The organism is Vreelandella arctica (assembly GCF_037070215.1).
GTDB lineage: Bacteria > Pseudomonadota > Gammaproteobacteria > Pseudomonadales > Halomonadaceae > Vreelandella > Vreelandella arctica.
This window is the reverse complement of the sequence record NZ_JBANSN010000004.1, coordinates 139,699-156,474: the sequence shown is the minus strand read 5'-3', so window position 1 is coordinate 156,474 and position 16,776 is coordinate 139,699. Positions and strand designations below refer to the sequence as shown.

15 protein-coding genes and 1 pseudogene are annotated in these 16,776 nt (G+C 52.0%); 12 read left to right on the top strand and 4 right to left on the bottom strand.

The features are described 5' to 3' along the window. The 9 genes and pseudogenes from V8L70_RS05225 (at window position 1) to V8L70_RS22880 (ending at window position 9,268) form a co-directional block, all read left to right on the top strand. Window positions 1-819, top strand: coding sequence for a DUF4435 domain-containing protein (locus V8L70_RS05225; protein ID WP_101147213.1), 819 nt, complete (start codon window positions 1-3; stop codon window positions 817-819). A gap of 15 nt (window positions 820-834) precedes the next feature. Further along, a complete protein-coding gene (locus V8L70_RS05220; RefSeq protein WP_101147214.1) occupies window positions 835-1,059 on the top strand; it encodes a hypothetical protein in 225 nt (74 codons plus the stop codon). A 23-nt stretch (window positions 1,060-1,082) separates the two neighbouring features. Then, window positions 1,083-1,403: a hypothetical protein gene (locus tag V8L70_RS05215; RefSeq protein WP_198556116.1), complete on the top strand. Its 321-nt coding sequence runs from the start codon at window positions 1,083-1,085 to the stop codon at window positions 1,401-1,403. 180 nt (window positions 1,404-1,583) lie between these two features. Then, window positions 1,584-2,945 (top strand): Fic family protein, encoded by a 1,362-nt coding sequence (locus V8L70_RS05210; protein WP_101147215.1) that lies wholly within the window; start codon window positions 1,584-1,586, stop codon window positions 2,943-2,945. 169 nt (window positions 2,946-3,114) lie between these two features. After that, on the top strand, window positions 3,115-5,745 hold the full coding sequence (pglZ, locus tag V8L70_RS05205; RefSeq protein ID WP_101147216.1) for a BREX-1 system phosphatase PglZ type A: 2,631 nt from the start codon (window positions 3,115-3,117) through the stop codon (window positions 5,743-5,745). Continuing rightward, a complete protein-coding gene (locus V8L70_RS05200; protein ID WP_157826559.1) occupies window positions 5,732-6,496 on the top strand; it encodes a hypothetical protein in 765 nt (254 codons plus the stop codon). The genes pglZ and V8L70_RS05200 overlap by 14 nt, the downstream gene beginning before the upstream one ends. Window positions 6,497-6,530: 34 nt before the next feature. After that, complete coding sequence (brxL, locus tag V8L70_RS05195) at window positions 6,531-8,570, top strand: protease Lon-related BREX system protein BrxL (protein ID WP_336269015.1); 2,040 nt, start codon at window positions 6,531-6,533, stop codon at window positions 8,568-8,570. A 289-nt stretch (window positions 8,571-8,859) separates the two neighbouring features. Continuing rightward, a pseudogene (locus V8L70_RS22885) lies at window positions 8,860-9,072 on the top strand (transposase); the annotation flags it as partial. A gap of 25 nt (window positions 9,073-9,097) precedes the next feature. Next, window positions 9,098-9,268: a transposase gene (locus V8L70_RS22880; protein WP_431313160.1), complete on the top strand. Its 171-nt coding sequence runs from the start codon at window positions 9,098-9,100 to the stop codon at window positions 9,266-9,268. A 107-nt stretch (window positions 9,269-9,375) separates the two neighbouring features. Here the strand turns inward: V8L70_RS22880 and V8L70_RS05185 are convergent, their stop codons facing one another. Continuing rightward, complete coding sequence (locus V8L70_RS05185; RefSeq protein WP_035558489.1) at window positions 9,376-10,251, bottom strand: LysR family transcriptional regulator; 876 nt, start codon at window positions 10,249-10,251, stop codon at window positions 9,376-9,378. Between the two features lie 138 nt (window positions 10,252-10,389). On the opposite strand from V8L70_RS05185, the gene V8L70_RS05180 reads away from it, so the two are divergent. Genes V8L70_RS05180 through V8L70_RS05170 form a run of 3 tightly spaced genes read left to right on the top strand, consistent with a single transcriptional unit; the run spans window position 10,390 to window position 14,119 of the window. Further along, window positions 10,390-11,271: a HalD/BesD family halogenase gene (locus tag V8L70_RS05180; RefSeq protein ID WP_335598295.1), complete on the top strand. Its 882-nt coding sequence runs from the start codon at window positions 10,390-10,392 to the stop codon at window positions 11,269-11,271. A gap of 53 nt (window positions 11,272-11,324) precedes the next feature. Then, complete coding sequence (locus tag V8L70_RS05175) at window positions 11,325-12,599, top strand: M24 family metallopeptidase (RefSeq protein ID WP_336269014.1); 1,275 nt, start codon at window positions 11,325-11,327, stop codon at window positions 12,597-12,599. A 29-nt stretch (window positions 12,600-12,628) separates the two neighbouring features. Beyond that, a complete protein-coding gene (locus tag V8L70_RS05170) occupies window positions 12,629-14,119 on the top strand; it encodes a CoA-acylating methylmalonate-semialdehyde dehydrogenase (protein WP_335598305.1) in 1,491 nt (496 codons plus the stop codon). A gap of 57 nt (window positions 14,120-14,176) precedes the next feature. Here the strand turns inward: V8L70_RS05170 and V8L70_RS05165 are convergent, their stop codons facing one another. The 3 genes from V8L70_RS05165 to V8L70_RS05155 all read right to left on the bottom strand — a co-directional run bounded on the left by V8L70_RS05165 (window position 14,177) and on the right by V8L70_RS05155 (window position 16,774). Next, a complete protein-coding gene (locus V8L70_RS05165) occupies window positions 14,177-15,019 on the bottom strand; it encodes a nitrilase-related carbon-nitrogen hydrolase (protein ID WP_335598296.1) in 843 nt (280 codons plus the stop codon). Between the two features lie 96 nt (window positions 15,020-15,115). Then, complete coding sequence (locus V8L70_RS05160) at window positions 15,116-16,000, bottom strand: glycine betaine ABC transporter substrate-binding protein (protein WP_335598297.1); 885 nt, start codon at window positions 15,998-16,000, stop codon at window positions 15,116-15,118. Window positions 16,001-16,042: 42 nt separating this feature from the next. After that, entirely contained in the window at window positions 16,043-16,774 is a 732-nt protein-coding gene (locus V8L70_RS05155) for an ABC transporter permease (protein WP_335598298.1), read from the bottom strand. Window positions 16,775-16,776: the final 2 nt, after the last annotated feature.

Genomic DNA, 16,776 nt, shown 5'->3' with positions numbered 1-16,776 from the left:
ATGAAAGGAATCAATAAGAAGATCCGTGAGATCAAGGAGCAGAAGGTCGGTAATAGTGAGCGACGGGTTTTGGTTGTTGAAGGCAGTGATGACGTTGACGCATTCGAGTTGATGCTGACAAAGCTCGCGCCAAGCTTTAGTTCTGGCTGGGTGTTAGCGGAGGCAGGAAAGAAGTCCGCCGTACTTGAAATGGTTCGCCGAGAGCCAGCATGGTTCGGGATAGTAGACCGAGATGAATGGGCCGACGAAAAAATCTTACAGCTTGAAGCCGAGCTGCAAAACCTAGCTGTATTGCCTAGATACTGCCTTGAAAACTACCTCATTGTTCCTTCTGAGCTTTGGGAGGCGCTACCCCCTAAACAAAAGGCAAAGATTCCCGGTGGGCACCAGGCGTTGCAGGATAAGATTCTGGAGGATCTGGATCGGTGGGTTAGGCATGGTGTGCTTTGGTCTGTTGTGAACCCTCTGTGGGAGGGGCTTCGCTCGCTTGGCTTTAAGGAAAAGCTGTTGGCGGTTGATATTGCTGAAGATGACGCTGAGATAAAACGAATTCTCCATGAGTGGCACCAGTTTCTGAATCCGAATGATATTTGGGATCGTTATTTGAATCGGTTGAATGTGGTGGCAGAGAAATCGGATGACGAAAAGCTGACGCTGCATGTGCATGGGAAGGAGTTCTATAAAACAGTAGTGAATCCAGCGTTGAATCAACTGTTGGGCCAAAAGAACGCAGAGGAACGGCAATTTTCGATCATTCGAACACTTCCCCAAGCGGAAGACCTTCGACCTATTTTGGACAAGCTTGGGCTTAATAAATAAATTGGGGCCTTGTTAATGAAACTAAACAATATCAAAGAGCTTATTGATAACGAGGGTGAAATCACCGTCGGTCGAATAGGGCCGGTTCGATGTGGTGCCTCTGCCTGTGATGAATCTAATTGTCTTGCGATGTTAGCTAGGCGGCCTGGCGAGTCCTTTGAGGATTTGCTTGAGCGACTTGATTCTGCGATTGAGGATGCTATCGAACACGACATCATCGTGGATGAAATCAATCAATAATGCGCTGACGTTAAGGAGCCACTATGACTAACCCCATCGGCCGCTGGCGTATCACCTGGATGGAAATGTGGGATCAGGACTTTGTCGATTTGATCGAGCCGGGGCACTTCCGGTTCGATGACAATGGCCTTGGATTTTTTGTCTTCGGTGCCGTTGAAGGCCAGATTGATTACCGCGTATCAGAGGGTGGAAAACGTATCGATTTCAGCTGGTCGGGTAATGATGAGGGCGATGAGAAATCTGGCCGGGGCTGGTTTAAGCTTTCATCCTCGCGTATTGCCAAAGGGCGCTTTTTTATTCACTGCGGGGATGAGTCAGCGCTGGAAATTGAACGCCAACCCTGAAGCGAAGCAAGCCGTTCTCCCGCCGCTATGTGGATAGGCGAGCAGCCGTGGCGAGCGCTATTGTGCTAGTTCCAGGGTCAATGTACTGTTCCATTGCTACTAATTTTTATATGATTAGTAGAAAATCCTGGTCGTCGCTCATATACTAATATTAAATAAATTAGTAGTTGGAGCAATGTGATGAAGGTGCCTGTCTCTCCACCACCTCAGGAAAGGCTGCTTGAGCTGCTCAAAAGTGGTGATGTCGCTAAAATGGCGTTGCTCTTTGGTCAGGCTGTTGGGCCGACGGACAGTAAAGGCCGTTACCTACACTGGGACAAGCTTAGGCACTTGGCCATGCCGGAAGGCTATGACGCTGAACTTTACTGGCTGGCCATGCGCAACGCGCGGGAGAAAATTTCCAGGGATCTGCCTTTTAAAGATAAGCAGGGGGCACCCTTTCGGTTTTGCATACCGGATACCGTGATGCGTGACATTCTCTGGATCAGTGAGAACGCAACGGGCGCTATCAAAGCGGACAGCCGGATCTCAGATCCGCAAACAAAGCAAACCTACCTGATCAACTCGCTGATTGAAGAAGCTATTAATTCCAGCCAACTGGAAGGGGCTTCAACCACCCGCCAGGTGGCCAAGGACATGCTACGTTCGGGAAGAACACCCAAAGATCATTCTGAAAAAATGATTCTTAACAACTATAATGCCATGCGTTTTATTCGTGAGTACAAGGATGAAACGCTCACGAAGTCAATGATATGCGAATTGCATAAGATTGTGACTGAAGATACGTTACCTATAGAAGACGCTGATAAAGCGGGTGTTTTTCGAGGGCGGGATGAAGATATAAGGGTGTACTCACTTGATGACAAGTTGTTACATACGCCGCCATCCTATAAAGAGCTTGATGGCCGTATTCAGCAGCTATGTGACTTTGTTAATGCGGAAAATGAGAGCGAGGCTAGCTTTATACCGCCTGTTATCAAGGCCATCGTTGTCCACTTCATGATTGGGTATGACCACCCCTTTGTTGATGGAAACGGCAGAACCGCGCGCGCGCTTTTCTATTGGATTATGGCCAAGGAAGGGTATTGGCTGATGGAGTATATCTCCATCTCACGGGTGTTGAAGCAGGCACCCGCACAATACATGGCGGCTTATCTGCATACAGAAACGGATGGCAATGACGTTACATATTTCATTATTCATCAGCTTGAAGTCATTAAAAAATCGATTGCTGATCTACATGGCTATCTTACTGATAAAGCCGGTGAGTACAGAGAGGCTGAAAAAATCCTCAAGAAATCAAAGCTCAATGGCTTGCTCAATCATCGCCAACTGGGGCTTTTAAAAAATGCGCTGGATAACCCCGGGATGGAGTACACCATCAAATCTCACCAGAATTCTCATGGGATTGCTTACCAGACCGCGCGAACCGACTTATTAGCGCTATCAGATGAGTACCATCTGCTGAAAAAATACAAAGTCGGTAAAAAAGACGTTTTTATCGCGCCTGCCAATATGCTGAACCTGATAAAAAATGACTGATCTATCTTGGGGGCAGCGCAGTGAGTGGCTAGGCAGCGCTGCCGTCTTTACTGACCTGAACGTGATAACATTTTAGAGTCTAGGTTTTAGAGTCTAAGCACACGTCGCTATCCATGAAATGGCAGTGTGATTGGCAGCAAGTTTTATGTTTATTGGGCAAGGAGGCTAGATGCAGCTCGACCAACTCCAGCAGGGCTTACAACACGCCTTCTTCACCGACCAACATCGGATTGTTTTCTGGTACGACGCCCCTGGCCACTTTGCGGATTCGCTTAGCGAGCTTGGGCTGGAAGGCGTTCAGGTGATCAATATGGCGGGGGAGTCCACCCTGGGCGTGAAGCTACGCCTGGAGCTGGAGGAGCCGGAAATGCCCACGTTGCTCTACTTTCCCTACGCCGAGCCAGCCCCAGAAGATGACTGGCTGTTGGATATCAAGCTGTACTCTGGCCGCTTCTACGCCGACCGCGTTTCGATGATTTTCAACGAGCTGGGCCTAACACGCCATGTGCTGCGCGAGCACTTGGCGCAGCGGCAGGCGTTTTTAGCCAGCCGCAAACGTATTGAGGCCCTGAAGCGTTTGGTTACGCCTTCCCTCAGTGAAGATGAGCTGGATTTGGCGATGCTGGCCGTGGTGGTCGGGGCAACGTCCCTCGATGTTGCCACGCTGCTGTTTCATCTGGCTGAAGAAGCGGTGGCCAATGAGCTGGGGTTAGAGACGAACCCAGCGGCGTTGATTGAAGCGGAAAAGTACGCCTTGGTGCCTGCGCTGGTGCACGCCCTGCAAGCCGAAGTGGGTTACCCCGCCAGTCAAGCAGAGCTTAGCGGCGAAGCGCCGCTTAACTTCGGCCAGCTAATGCTGCGGTTATTGATTACCGGCTACTGCGAGAGCATTTCTGATATTCCTGACTGGGCGCGTCAGGTGGCCATTCCCTCTGTTAATGCGCGTGCATCTTCGCGGGCGCTGCTCACTCGCTGGCGGGATAGCTCGCGCTTTTACCCCGCGTTCGATGTGATCTCCGGTTGGGTGGCGGATGCCCAGCGCATTGATGACAAGCTGCAGGGTGTGCCGCTAGAGCAGCTAAGCCATGTGGCGACGTTTGAGGTCGTGGAGAAGCAGATCATTGTCGATCTCTGCCAGGCGATTCCCTCGGCGGATGCCCGCGACCTGAAGCTGTTCGACAGCATCATTGTGGCGCGCCTGGACGGCTACTGGGCATCTCGGCATAAAAACGATGCCCGCCGCGAGCGCTATCGTCAGCTGTACGCCGCGCTTACCGCGGCGATTGCGCTGTTTAGCCTGCGTCATCAGCATGCCAAAGGCTTTCATTACGAGAGCGTTGAAGCGCTTTATCACGCGTACCAAACAGACCTCTACCGTTTTGATACCGCCTATCGCCATTATGCCGTGGCGTCTGATGCCACTGGCGTTGAGCTGCTAAAAAACCTGGATGCCGCCGTTGAGCGCTGTTATGACGAGTGGTTCCTGGGCCAGCTCACCCGTAACTGGAGCGAGCGGGTAGAAGCCGAGCAGCGGCTCACCCACTGGAAGCTACCCAATATCCCCAGCCAGCAGCATTTCTACCGTGACTGGGTGCAGCCCCAGCTAGCCGCTAGCCGCCAAAAGCGTGTGGTGGTGGTGATTAGTGATGCTTTCCGCTATGAGGCGGCGGAAGAGCTGCGTGAGCGCATTAATGCTAAGCGCTACAGTGAAGCGACGTTAAAAAGCCAGTTAGGTGTGGTGCCTAGCTACACCACGCTGGGGATGGCCTCGCTGTTACCGCACCGAGAGCTCAGCTATCAGCCGGGCAGCGATACGGTGCTGGTGAATGGCCAATCCACCCAAGGCACGGCGAACCGCAGCAAGTTACTTAAAGCCGCGCTAGGCGGGGAGGCGTTAGCCGTCACCGCCGAGGACGTAAAAGGCTGGAGCCGTGAAGAGGGGCGCGAAAAGATCAAAGGCGTGCAGCTGATGTACGTTTACCACAACGTGGTGGATGCCCGTGGGGATGCCGCTAACACTGAAAGCGAGACGTTCGCAGCGGTGGAGGATGCCATTGATGAGCTGGATCAGCTGACCCGTAAAATTCTCATGCACCTGAACACCAGCACGGTGCTGGTCACCGCCGACCACGGTTTTCTGTTCCAGCGCAGTGCGCTGGATGCTACCGACCGCACGGCGCTGTCAGACAAGCCAACGTCGGCCTTCAAAAGCAAAAAGCGCTATGTGCTGGGCGAGTCGCTGCCCGACAACCCCAGCGTGTGGCACGGCCATACCCGCGATACGGCAGGCACCGCCTGCGACACCCAGTTCTGGATACCCAAAGGCGCACACCGTTTTCACTTTGTCGGCGGGGCGCGCTTTGTGCATGGTGGCATCATGCCCCAAGAAATCGTTGTGCCGGTGCTCACGATACAGCAGCTGCGTGGCGAAAAAGCCGAGAAACGCAGTACCCGCAAGGTCGAAGTAATCTCACCGAAGGCATCGTTGAAGATGGTCAATAACATTCAGCGCTTCGACCTGCTGCAAACCGAAGCGGTGAGTGAACGCTTGCGGCCTGTCACCCTTTCAGTCGCGATTTATGAAGGCAGTAACGTGGTCTCCAGTGAAGAGGTAATCACCTTCGATAGCGCCAGCGACAAAATGAACGAGCGCATGAAGTCGGTACGCCTTTCGCTCTCGGGTACATCGTTTGACCGTAAAAATGACTATTTCCTGGTGCTACGCGATAAAGACTTAGGCACCGAGCGAGAGCGCTACCGGGTAGTGATTGACTTGGCGTTTACGGATGATTTCTTTTGAAACAAGGGTATGTATGCAGTTAGCTAAAGATAACATGGGCGTCAATATTAATGGGGTGCAAGTCAGTTGTAATGATAACGGCTTTTATAACGCACACGCCTTGCACAAATCTTCATCTGGTGAAAGAGCTAAAGGGCCAGAAGAGTTTTTGATACATTTCCCTGAATATGAGGCAGAAGCTAAGCATCTTGAAAGAAAGTTTGGTAGTAGACCAGGACTGTTTTTTTCGCAGTGGTTGTCAGTCGTATATGCTTCATGGATATCAATTAAGTTCTTCAATTTAGTGGTAAATAAAATTGAAGAAAATATTGTGACGCAAGCATATACGTTAGGTGTACAGAGTAATGAGAGCGAAGATATTAGGCACCAAGTCTTTAATAAAGGCTTACTTAGAGGGCAAGAAGTTGAAAGAGAGAAGCTGAATCAAAAATTTGCAAATATGCCTGATCATCCTGTGCAGAAAAAATCGATCAATACGCTTGAACTTTGGAAAGAGGCTACATCACAAGAAGAAAGCACTCCCTCTGACTTTGTGAACTATATGCTTTTGGCTGCACAAGTGTATAGAGATTTAGGTCGAGATGATGTTCTCTCAAACTATGACTGGAATGCTGAAAGCTACTGGGTAACGCCGGAGTTTGCTTTCTACATACTATCTTATTTTCCTTTTGGTTCGTCACAGCGAGCTAATGGGCTAAGTTACTTGAACAAGATGTCCAATGGACGAGTGTGGGCCAACTCTGTTGGATAGTAGCGTGTACTGACAAAATAATGGAATTTTTCTTATGGACAACGAATCGCAATATGATCTCGACACGCTACTCAACACTCACTTTGCTGGCCGCGTGGTGCGCAAAGACCTTACCCAGCGAGTGAAAGAGGGCGCCAACGTGCCGGTGTACGTGCTGGAGTACCTGCTGGGTATGTACTGCGCGTCTGATGATGCGGAGGTAATTGCGAAAGGCCTGGAAAACGTCAAAGCGATTTTGACCAATAACTACGTTCGGCCTGATGAAGCGGAGAAGGTGAAGTCCATCGTTCGGGAGCGGGGCAGCTTCAAGGTCATTGATCGTGTAACGGTGCGACTGAACGAGAAGAAAGACCGCTATGAAGCAGCGTTTAGCAACTTAGGCATCAAAGATGCTGAGATCTCTGCAGGCATCGTAAAAGAGAACGAAAAGCTGCTAGTGGGCGGTATTTGGGTAATTGCAACGCTAAGCTACTTCCATGAAGAGGGGCAGACAACATCACCATTCGGCGTCAGCCTGCTCAAGCCGATTCAAATGCCACACATGAATATGGACGAGCTATTTGTAGGGCGGCGTGGGTTCACCAATTCACAATGGCGTGAAGTATTGATCCGCTCGATTGGCATGGAACCCGCTGAGCTAGACGAGAGCGTGCAGTGGCACTTGCTCGCCAGGATGATCCCGTTTGTCGAAAACAACTATAACGTTTGTGAGCTAGGGCCACGCGGTACCGGCAAAAGCCATATCTATAAGGAGTGCTCGCCCAACAGCATTCTGGTCTCCGGCGGGCAGACCACGGTAGCTAATTTGTTCTACAACATGAGCTCGCGGCGCATTGGTTTAGTCGGCATGTGGGACTTGGTGGCGTTTGATGAAGTAGCGGGTATCTCGTTCAAGGATAATGACGGGGTGCAGATCATGAAGGATTATATGGCGTCTGGTTCGTTTGCCCGTGGGCGTGAGCAGATGGAGGCATCGGCCTCGATGGTGTTTATAGGCAACATCAATCAGAGCGTTGAGTCGATGGTGAAAACCAGCCATCTGTTGACGCCATTCCCTGATGTGATGATCGATGCGGCGTTTTTTGATCGCTTCCATGCATACATTCCCGGCTGGGAAATTCCCAAGATGCGGCCATCGTTCTTCACCCAGCGCTATGGATTTATCGTCGATTATCTGGCTGAATTTTTTCGCGAAATGCGCAAGCGCAGTTTCGCCGATGCGATTGATCGCTATTTCTCCCTGGGTGACAACCTCAATCAGCGTGACGTGATCGCGGTTCGCAAAACGGTTTCTGGACTGCTTAAACTGATGTTCCCGCATGGTGAGTATGCGAAAGAAGAGGTGAAGAAGTGCCTGGAATACGCCATGCAAGTGCGACGCCGGGTGAAAGAGCAGCTGAAAAAAATTGGTGGCATGGAGTTTTACGATGTCCATTTCAGCTACATCGACAAGGAGACCCTGGAAGAGCACTTTGTTTCAGTGAAAGAGCAGGGCGGCGGTGGTCTGATTCCAGAAGGCCAAGGCAAGCCGGGCGTGGTGCATACTATTGGCCTAAGCGACAAGGGTATGCCAGGTGTTTACCGCATCGAAATGCAGGTAACCGCAGGCAGCGGCAAGCTGGCGATGTCGGGACTATGGAATTCCACAGGAGCCAAAGAGCAAGTCAAAATGGCTTTTGATTACTTCAAGGCCAACGCTAGCCGCATTAGCGGTGCCCGCAAGGTCATGGAGCATGATTTCCACCTCCATGTGGTCGACCTGCAAAATAGTGGTGTTCTTCGTGATCTCTCACTAGCTAGTTTGGTGGCGTTTTCATCAGGCCTTGTCAGCAAGCCGACGCAAAGCCAAATGGTGGTGCTAGGCGATATGAGTCTGGGCGGAAGCTTAAAGCCCGTTCAAAACCTTGCAGAGTGCCTGCAGGTCGCCTTCGATGCCGGCGGTAAGCGAGTCACCCTGCCGATGAGCAGCGCCATGGATATTTCCACCATCCCCGGCGAGCTATTTACCAAATTTCAGACCAGCTTCTATGCAGAGCCAATCGACGCAGTCGTGAAGGCGTTGGGAGTTGATTAAGGATAATCTATTCATTTACACCATGGATGCGTAGTGTATCTCTTGCACGTTTTCGTTCGGTTCTTAGCTCAAATAAAGCCGATGGAGTGACGATTACCGTGCTGCTCACATTCTTCCAGGGCAAGGGCATCCAGTAGCTTATTCAGGCGAATGGGTAGCCCACGTAAATCCAGTTGATCTAGTGCTGTACGAACGTTCCTAGGCTTTGTACGAAAAGTCTTATCTGCTAACTTTTCCTATGCAATAGCCGCATAGGGGAAAACGATGGTCGGACATTACGAGATATCTGATGACCTTCACTTTGTCACCCGGCCAACAGTCAGAGTCTCGCCACTTCATCTCTACCTTAGAAAGAATCCACCTGCCAGGTAGAACGGGTCGGCCCCGTAAGCGTAGTCGTTACATAGTGGCGGATAAAGGTTATGACAGCGATGAGCTACGCCGCTATTGTGACAGACACGGTATGAAGCCCGTGATAGCTCAGCGTAATATGCATCGAAGAGCCCGTCCTGGATTACCAAGGCGGTTTGATAAACAAATATCGGCAACGCAATGCGGTAGGACGCTGCTTTGGTTGGCTGAAAGAGTTACACCGAATCGCCACACGCTATGAAAAATTAGCCAGTAGCTTTAGAGCGATGGTATGCGTTGCGTGCATCGACCGTTGCTTGCGAGCCAACTTTTTGTACAAAACCTAGCTTTTCTTCCGCCGACTTCGCACAAATGCCATAACAATGGCTCGAAAATGTATGATGAAAATAATAGGGCTGAACGGTGGGGTACGCTGGAAATATAAACAAGTTTACTACGCGCCTAAATGTAGGCATTCAATGCCATTATGGTCAGTAACTGCTGCTTCTAGCGCTTGGCAAAATGCTTGAAAGGCTTCACTGGAATGGCCAGGGCGCTGGTGAAGCTCTATTTCCACATGCCCAAGATCAGGTAATCCATCGGCTTCTGTCACGATACGACAACCTGGCGGAACACTGCGCGGTGTCTTAACGGTTAGCGCAAGCCCATTTTGCACAGGGACATTAATGCCGGTCGGGGATTGGCTAATGTAGCGAAGCTCCCAGGGTTTTTCCTCACGTCCGAGTGCTGACAACGCATGCGCACGAAAAATGCAGCCTTCAGGGTTTAAGGCCAATGGAAGTATTGGCCATTGCGCCAACGGTACATGTTCAGCAATCACCCACACCATTGGCTCCCAACCGAGTAGTTGCCCTGATTGAGTGGGCTTATGTCTAACCGACAGCACGACATCCAACAACCCTTCCTGAAAGCGCTTCACCAGCGCGTCGCTGATATCACACTGTACCTCTAACTGAATATGGGGAAACTGTGCCGAAAAGCGGGGCAGCAGATCTGGCAAGTAGGTAGCCGCTTGTTCTTCAGAGGTGCCTAGTCGAATGATTTCGCCATGTGTCCCTCCTTTAAGTAAGTCTTTGGCTTCATCTTCTAACTTGAGTATGTGGCGTGCGTAGGGCAGCAAACGCTCTCCGGCGGCCGTTAGCAACACGCTACGGCTAGTGCGCTCAAAGAGTGACTGCCGCATCTGATCCTCAAGGCGCTTTATTTGCAGGCTCATCGCCGATTGGGTTCGATGCAACACCTTACCGGCGGCGCTAAACCCTTGGCATTCCGCCACGGTGACAAAGGCGCGAAGTAAATCCGTATCCATAATTCATGAGCCTTTTAAATGGGTCGTATCTCAACTATTCATTTCTATTATGAGTCATCCATCACTACCCTGTCCAAAACGTTATTCAACGTGACCTTATTCACCAGATTATTCGTTAATTCGACAGGAGTATTTTTCATGCAAGCGACTGCGGTTGCTCCATCGGCGAATACATTAGATGGCCTTATCGATCTCAAAACGTATCCCATTGATGCGTTGGACAGCGAAACCGGACGTGCGTTAATCGCACAGTGTCGCAGTCAGCTAGGTGAAGATGGCTGCGTCGTGCTTAAAAACTTTGTTCCTGAGGAGGCTCTAGCACGTCTTGAACGGGAAACAGAGCGGCTGTCGCCGGATGCTCATTACAACCAAACGGAGACGAACCCGTATAACAGTGAAGGAGACCCTTCACTGCCGGCCACACATCCCAAAAATCGCTTTGACGATCGCACAAATGGTTTTGTGGCAGGGGATCGTATCGGTAGTGACACTATTATCCGACAAGTGTATGAAAATAAAGAATTTCAACGCTTTATTGGGGCCGTGGTGGGAAGGGAAAAAATTCACCAGTACGCCGACCCGTTGGCGGACTTAGTGGTAAACGTGTTGCGTGAGGGCTGCCAGCACCCTTGGCACTATGACACCAACGAGTTCATTGTCACGATGATGACGCGTCAATCTCATGGTGGCGGCCGTTTCGAGTACGCGCCGGGGATCCGTAGCCCTGAAGGTGAAAACTTCGAAGACGTTGAGAAAGTCATCGACGGGGATTGCTCACAACTGAAAACCCTTGATCTTCAACCGGGTGACTTACAGGTGTTCTTTGGTCGCTACTCTCTCCACCGAGTGACGCCGGTTGAGGGAGATAAAGAGCGCCACACCGTCATTTTTGCCTACGCCAAAGAGCCAGGCTTTGTGGGTCGGCCGGAACGTGCTCAGCGTATCTTTGGCCGCATGGCACCAGTTCATGAACAAATCCTTAAAGACGGCATGCAGCGTAGCGATAGCCTAGCAGATTAGGAGTCGTTTAGACGTTCCCCGCGACTCCAACCAACCCTGAGGCGAGAGATACCATGAGTATTGTCGAAAGCGAAAACCTTACCGATAACGAACCTGATCAGATTCCAGTGGTGCCGTCGGCGCCGATGGGCAACGGCGATAGCATTCCCACCGCCTTTGATCCTAAACAGCTGCGCGCTGGGCGGCTTCAGCGTCTGCGTGCCATGATGGCGGAAGAAGGGTATGCAGCACTGGTGCTGTTTGACCCGAATAACCAGCGCTATGCGACAGGGTCGCGCAATATGTTTGGTTACTTCCTGCGTAACTCCACGCGATACGTTTATGTCCCGCTTGAAGGGCCAATTATTCTATTTGAGTATCCCGGTAGCGCGCACGTCTCCACCTGGCTTGAGACCATCGATGAGGCGCGCACCTCTAAGGTGGTGTGGTCAGCGGTGAATCAACGCGATGGCATGTCGTCTGACCCTTTTGGTGTGGAAATTGCCGAACTGGTTAAGGAACACGGCAGGGGTAATAAGAAAGTGGGCCTTGACCGTTGCGCGCTTAATCTCGCGCGTGCATTAGAAGCGCAGGGGCTTGATGTCTACGATTGCATGCAGGATACGTTGCACTGTCGTCGCATCAAAACGCCTGAAGAAATCGCTTGTTTGGCTCAGTCGATGGCCGCCAGTGAAGCCGCCGTGGCGGAAGTCGAAGCCGCGATTAAACCGGGCATCACTGAAAACGAGCTGTTTGCGATCATGTACGGCGAGGTGATCAGAGGCGGGGGCGAGTTTATCGAAACCCGTCTTCTCTCTTCTGGGCCGCGTACAAACCCTTGGTTTAATGAAGCCAGTGACCGCAAAATTCGCCCTGGCGAGCTGGTCGCACTGGATACCGACACCATCGGTTGCCACGGTTACTACTCGGATTTCTCGCGCACGTTCCACGTTGGTCCAGGCAAACCTTCGGCCTATCAGCGCGAAATATATCGCATGGCGTACGACCAGGTACACCACAATATGGGCTTGCTTAAACCGGGCATGAGCTACCGTGAAATTGCTGATAAAGCCTGGAAAATCCCCGATCGCTTTATCGACCGCCGCTACCCATCGATCATTCATGGGGTGGGGATGCATGGTGAAACGCCGCTGGTCGCCCACCATATGGATTTTGATAAGTTCTCCAAGGACGGTGTTCTAGAGCCAGGCATGGTGGTGTCGGTCGAAAGCTATATTGGCGAGGTCGGCCCGGCTGATGGTGTCAAACTCGAAGAAGAGGTATTGATTACCGAGACCGGTATCGAAAAGCTCTCACGCTACCCCTTCAACGACGAGCTGCTAAAATAAGGAAGTGTAATCCCGTGATTGATTCATCGCTGACGACTGTTCCCCACTGGATAGGAGGGAGCCCCGTAGAAGCAGCTCGTTACTTCCCCGTGGTAGATCCAGCCTTTGGTAAAACGGTGCGCCAAGTGGCAATGGCGGACACACAAACGGTCAATTCAGCCGTGAAAATGGCGCTAACGGCGTATCCCACTTGGCGTGATATGCCGCCTAGCAAGCGCGTACAGGTCATGTATCGCTTCAAAATGCTGTTAGAGCGTGATGCTGAGGCGCTGTGTAAGCTGATTAGCGAAGAACATGGCAAAGTGTTGGAAGATGCCATGGGAGAACTCAAACGTGGCATTGAAAACGTCGAATACGCATGCGGTATTCCTGAGCTATTAAAGGGCGAGTATTCCCATAACGCTGGACCGGGTATTGATACGTGGTCAAACCATCAGCCGGTGGGGATTGTCGCGGGCATCACACCGTTCAACTTTCCCACGATGGTGCCGCTATGGATGTTCCCCATAGCGATTGCATGTGGCAACTGTTTTATTTTAAAACCGTCAGAGCAAGTGCCCTCCGTGGCGATCAAAATGGCGGAGCTACTTGAAGAGGCAGGCCTGCCAGCCGGTGTGTTTAGCGTCGTACAAGGAGACCGTGAAGCCGCCGATGCGCTCATCGAGCATCCAAAGGTTAAAGCGCTGTCGTTCGTTGGTTCTACGCCGGTAGCCAAAGCAATATACCAGCGTGGTGCCGCCCTGGGTAAGCGCGTGCAAGCATTAGGTGGGGCGAAAAATCATGCGGTCATACTGCCTGACGCTGACCTTGAGAATGCGGCTAATACCTTGATTGGTGCCGCTTATGGTAGCGCTGGTGAACGCTGCATGGCGATTTCGGTGGTTGTTTGTGTGGGAAATCAAACCGCTGATGTGTTGGTAGACAAGATTGCTGAAAAAGCGAAGCATCTCAATATTGGACCCGGAACAGAGCCGGGGTTGGATATGGGCGCGTTGGTAAACCAAGCCCACCGTGATCGGGTGGCAGACTATATCGGTCAAGGCGAATCAGCTGGTGCAGTATTAAGACTCGATGGTCGCAAACATCCGCTAGTGGAAAACGCCCCTGGCTACTTTATGGGCGCGACGCTATTTGACCACGTCACTTCAGCGATGCGTATTTACCAAGACGAGATTTTTGGCCCCGTCTTGTGTGTCGTTCGCGTGGATGACTTTGATCAAGCCATTGAACTCATAAATGCTCACCAGTATGGAAATGGTACCTGCTTGTTTACCCGCGCTGGTGAAGCAGCACGCCGCTTCACCGATGAGGTTGAAGTCGGCATGGTAGGTATTAATGTGCCGCTACCCGTACCGGTAGCCTTTCATAGCTTTGGTGGGTGGAAAGAGTCGCTGTTTGGCGACTTGCATGCCTATGGGCCCGACGCTGTGCGCTTTTACACTCGGCGTAAGGCAGTCTCACAGCGCTGGCCGACGGAAAGTGCCCAAGAGACGGCACAGTTTAGCTTTCCCTCCCACTGAACCTACCTTTCCCCCCTGCCCGCCGGATACTTACTCTGGCGGGTGAGCTGGCCGTTGCTAGCGATAACCCGCCATAAGCTCCCTGACCAGTGGGGTATCCGCATCACGATGTGTGGGTAATTCAAAGCGTGCTTTGGCAATCGCGGTACGGGAAAGATCCGCCATAATCAGCACTTCTTCATCGTCGGCTTGCGCAAGCGTCTCACCACCCGGGCCGAGAATGCGCGAGCCGCCCCAGAAGTGGCTGTCACCCTCCGGCCCAAAGCGGTTCGCCATAATGACCGGTGTGCCATAGGTCATGGCGTAAAACCGGGTATTCAATGCCCAATTTTCTTCATTGGAAAAGTCCTCACTGACGATGCCGCTAGCTGAGTTAATCGGCGCGCAAAGCACCGTCGGGCGAGCGAGCAGGGCGGCATGCACTAATGCTGGGTTCCATAAGTCGGCACAAATCAGCTGAGTGGCCGACCAGCCAGGGCAAATATCGGTATGCGTGAGTTCACTGCCATGGGTAAACCACTTGCCTTCTTCCAGCCCGCCATAGGTGGGCAGATTAAGCTTGCGATGCACGCCCATTAGCTGGCCGTGCTGAAAGATGGCCAGCGCATTGTAGTACTCACCGGGGCTCGCCTCTTCCACAAAGCCGACCACTACCTGCATAGAGCCGCACACGTCGGCCAACGCTTTGAGGCGAGGGTCTTCGAGCGGCATCGCCACTTGCATCACGCGGCTGGCTAGCCGATAGCCCGTTAGCGAAAGTTCGGGGAAGACCAGAAGCTCCACACCATCACGCTGAGCCTCGGCAATCAGCGCCAAATGGCGCTCGAGGTTATGATCCACGTCGCCAAGCGTGGTGTTAATCTGTGCTGCGCCTACTCGAAGCTTATTTTGATAATGCATTGGCTCCCCCATTGAAAAAGCCGCTCCATTGGAGCGGCTTTTTGGCGATGTTGTGACAGGCATTATGCCAGTGCCATGCACTAGCGCCTAGCAGTGTTAGAGCAGATCGTTCTCTTCGAGAAAGCTCTTTGCAACGTCTTCAATTGACTCGCGCTCGACATCCACACTGGCATTGAGTTCGGCCATGGTCTCGTCATCGAGCAGCGCCGAGAGTTTATTCATCTGGTCGGCAAGCTCAGGATTAGCTTCCAGGGTTTCCGTACGCACCACCGGAGCGAGCGCATAAGACGGGAAAAAGCCTTGATCGTCTTCAAGAACATAAAAGTCAAAGGCAGGAATACGGCCGTCGGTGGCAAATACGAGGCCGACGTCGACTTCTTCATTGCGCAGTGCTTGATAGACTAAGCCTGTATCCATGCGGCTCACTTCGCTGCGACCAACACGAAAGTCGTAGGCTTCCATTAGCGGGCGCCAACCATCTTCACGGGCGTAGAACTCGGCATTGAGCGCAAAGGTTAGACCCTGCTCATTATTGACCGCGTCGGCCAGGTCAGAAAGCGTTTCAATGCCACTTTCCTCGGCGGCAGCTTCGCGCATGGCGAGCGCATAAGTGTTGTTGGCCTCCGACGGTTCAAGCCAGGTAAGGCCTTTCTCGGCGTCGAGTTCCTTGACCCGTTGGTAGGTTTCTTCAGGGCTTAGGCTTTCGCTGATGTCGTTGTAGTTGATCAGGGACGTGCCGGTGTACTCCCAATAAAGATCAATCTGACCATTTTCCTGCGCTTGGCGAAGAATGGCCGAGCCCATGCCAGAACGGCTATCAACATCGTAACCGAGGTTGTCCAGATACTGTGTCGTCATGGTGGCCAGTATCTGCTGCTCGGTGAAGTTCTTACCGCCAACGCTAATGTCGTTGGCGTTTGCGAGCGAAACGCTGCTCGCCAAGGCAATACTAGTCAGTGCTGTCGTAAATGTTTTCATCATCGAATCCTTCTTTTGTTAGAAAAGCTTCATGAGTGGCGGGGCTTAAGCGCGACCGGGATTGACCCCGCGAGGGACAACTAAAAACGCAATAACCGCGATTAGCGCATCGACCACGATCGCCAACAGCGCGGTGGGAATGGCACCGGAAAGCATCATGATAGGGTCGTAAAGATCAATGCCGGTAAATATCAGCTCACCGAGACCGCCAGCACCGATCAAAAACGCCAGGGGAACCGTGCCTACATTGATGGTTAGCGCCGTGCGCATCCCCGCAAAAATCACGTAGAGGGCATTGGGCAGCTCGACTTTGAAAAGTCGCTGCATGGGTGACATGCCAATCCCCGCAGCAGCTTCCATCAGTGCTGGGTTAACACCTTTTAACCCTGCATAGGTATTACGCGTAATCGGCAGCAGTGTCGCCACAAAAAGGCCAAACACCGCTGGTACCGTGCCAATGCCCAAAAAACTCATGGATAGGGCGAGCACGGCGAGGGTCGGGATGGTAGTACCGACGTTGAGTACCTGCATCAGTGACTCGGCTACCCGGGCCATGCTTGGTCGGGAGAGCAAAACACCCAGCGGGATAGCGACGATAATCGCCAGGCTACCCGACATCAACGTGAGCCAGATATGCTGCACCATCAAATACTGAACGTCAGGCAGATACCAGACAAACTCATCAATAACGCCGCTGGCTTGGCTCCATACACCGGCGAGGAAAATTGCCACCAGCACCAGTGCCTTAAGCGCCCCTTTTATGGATCGAATAGGCATGG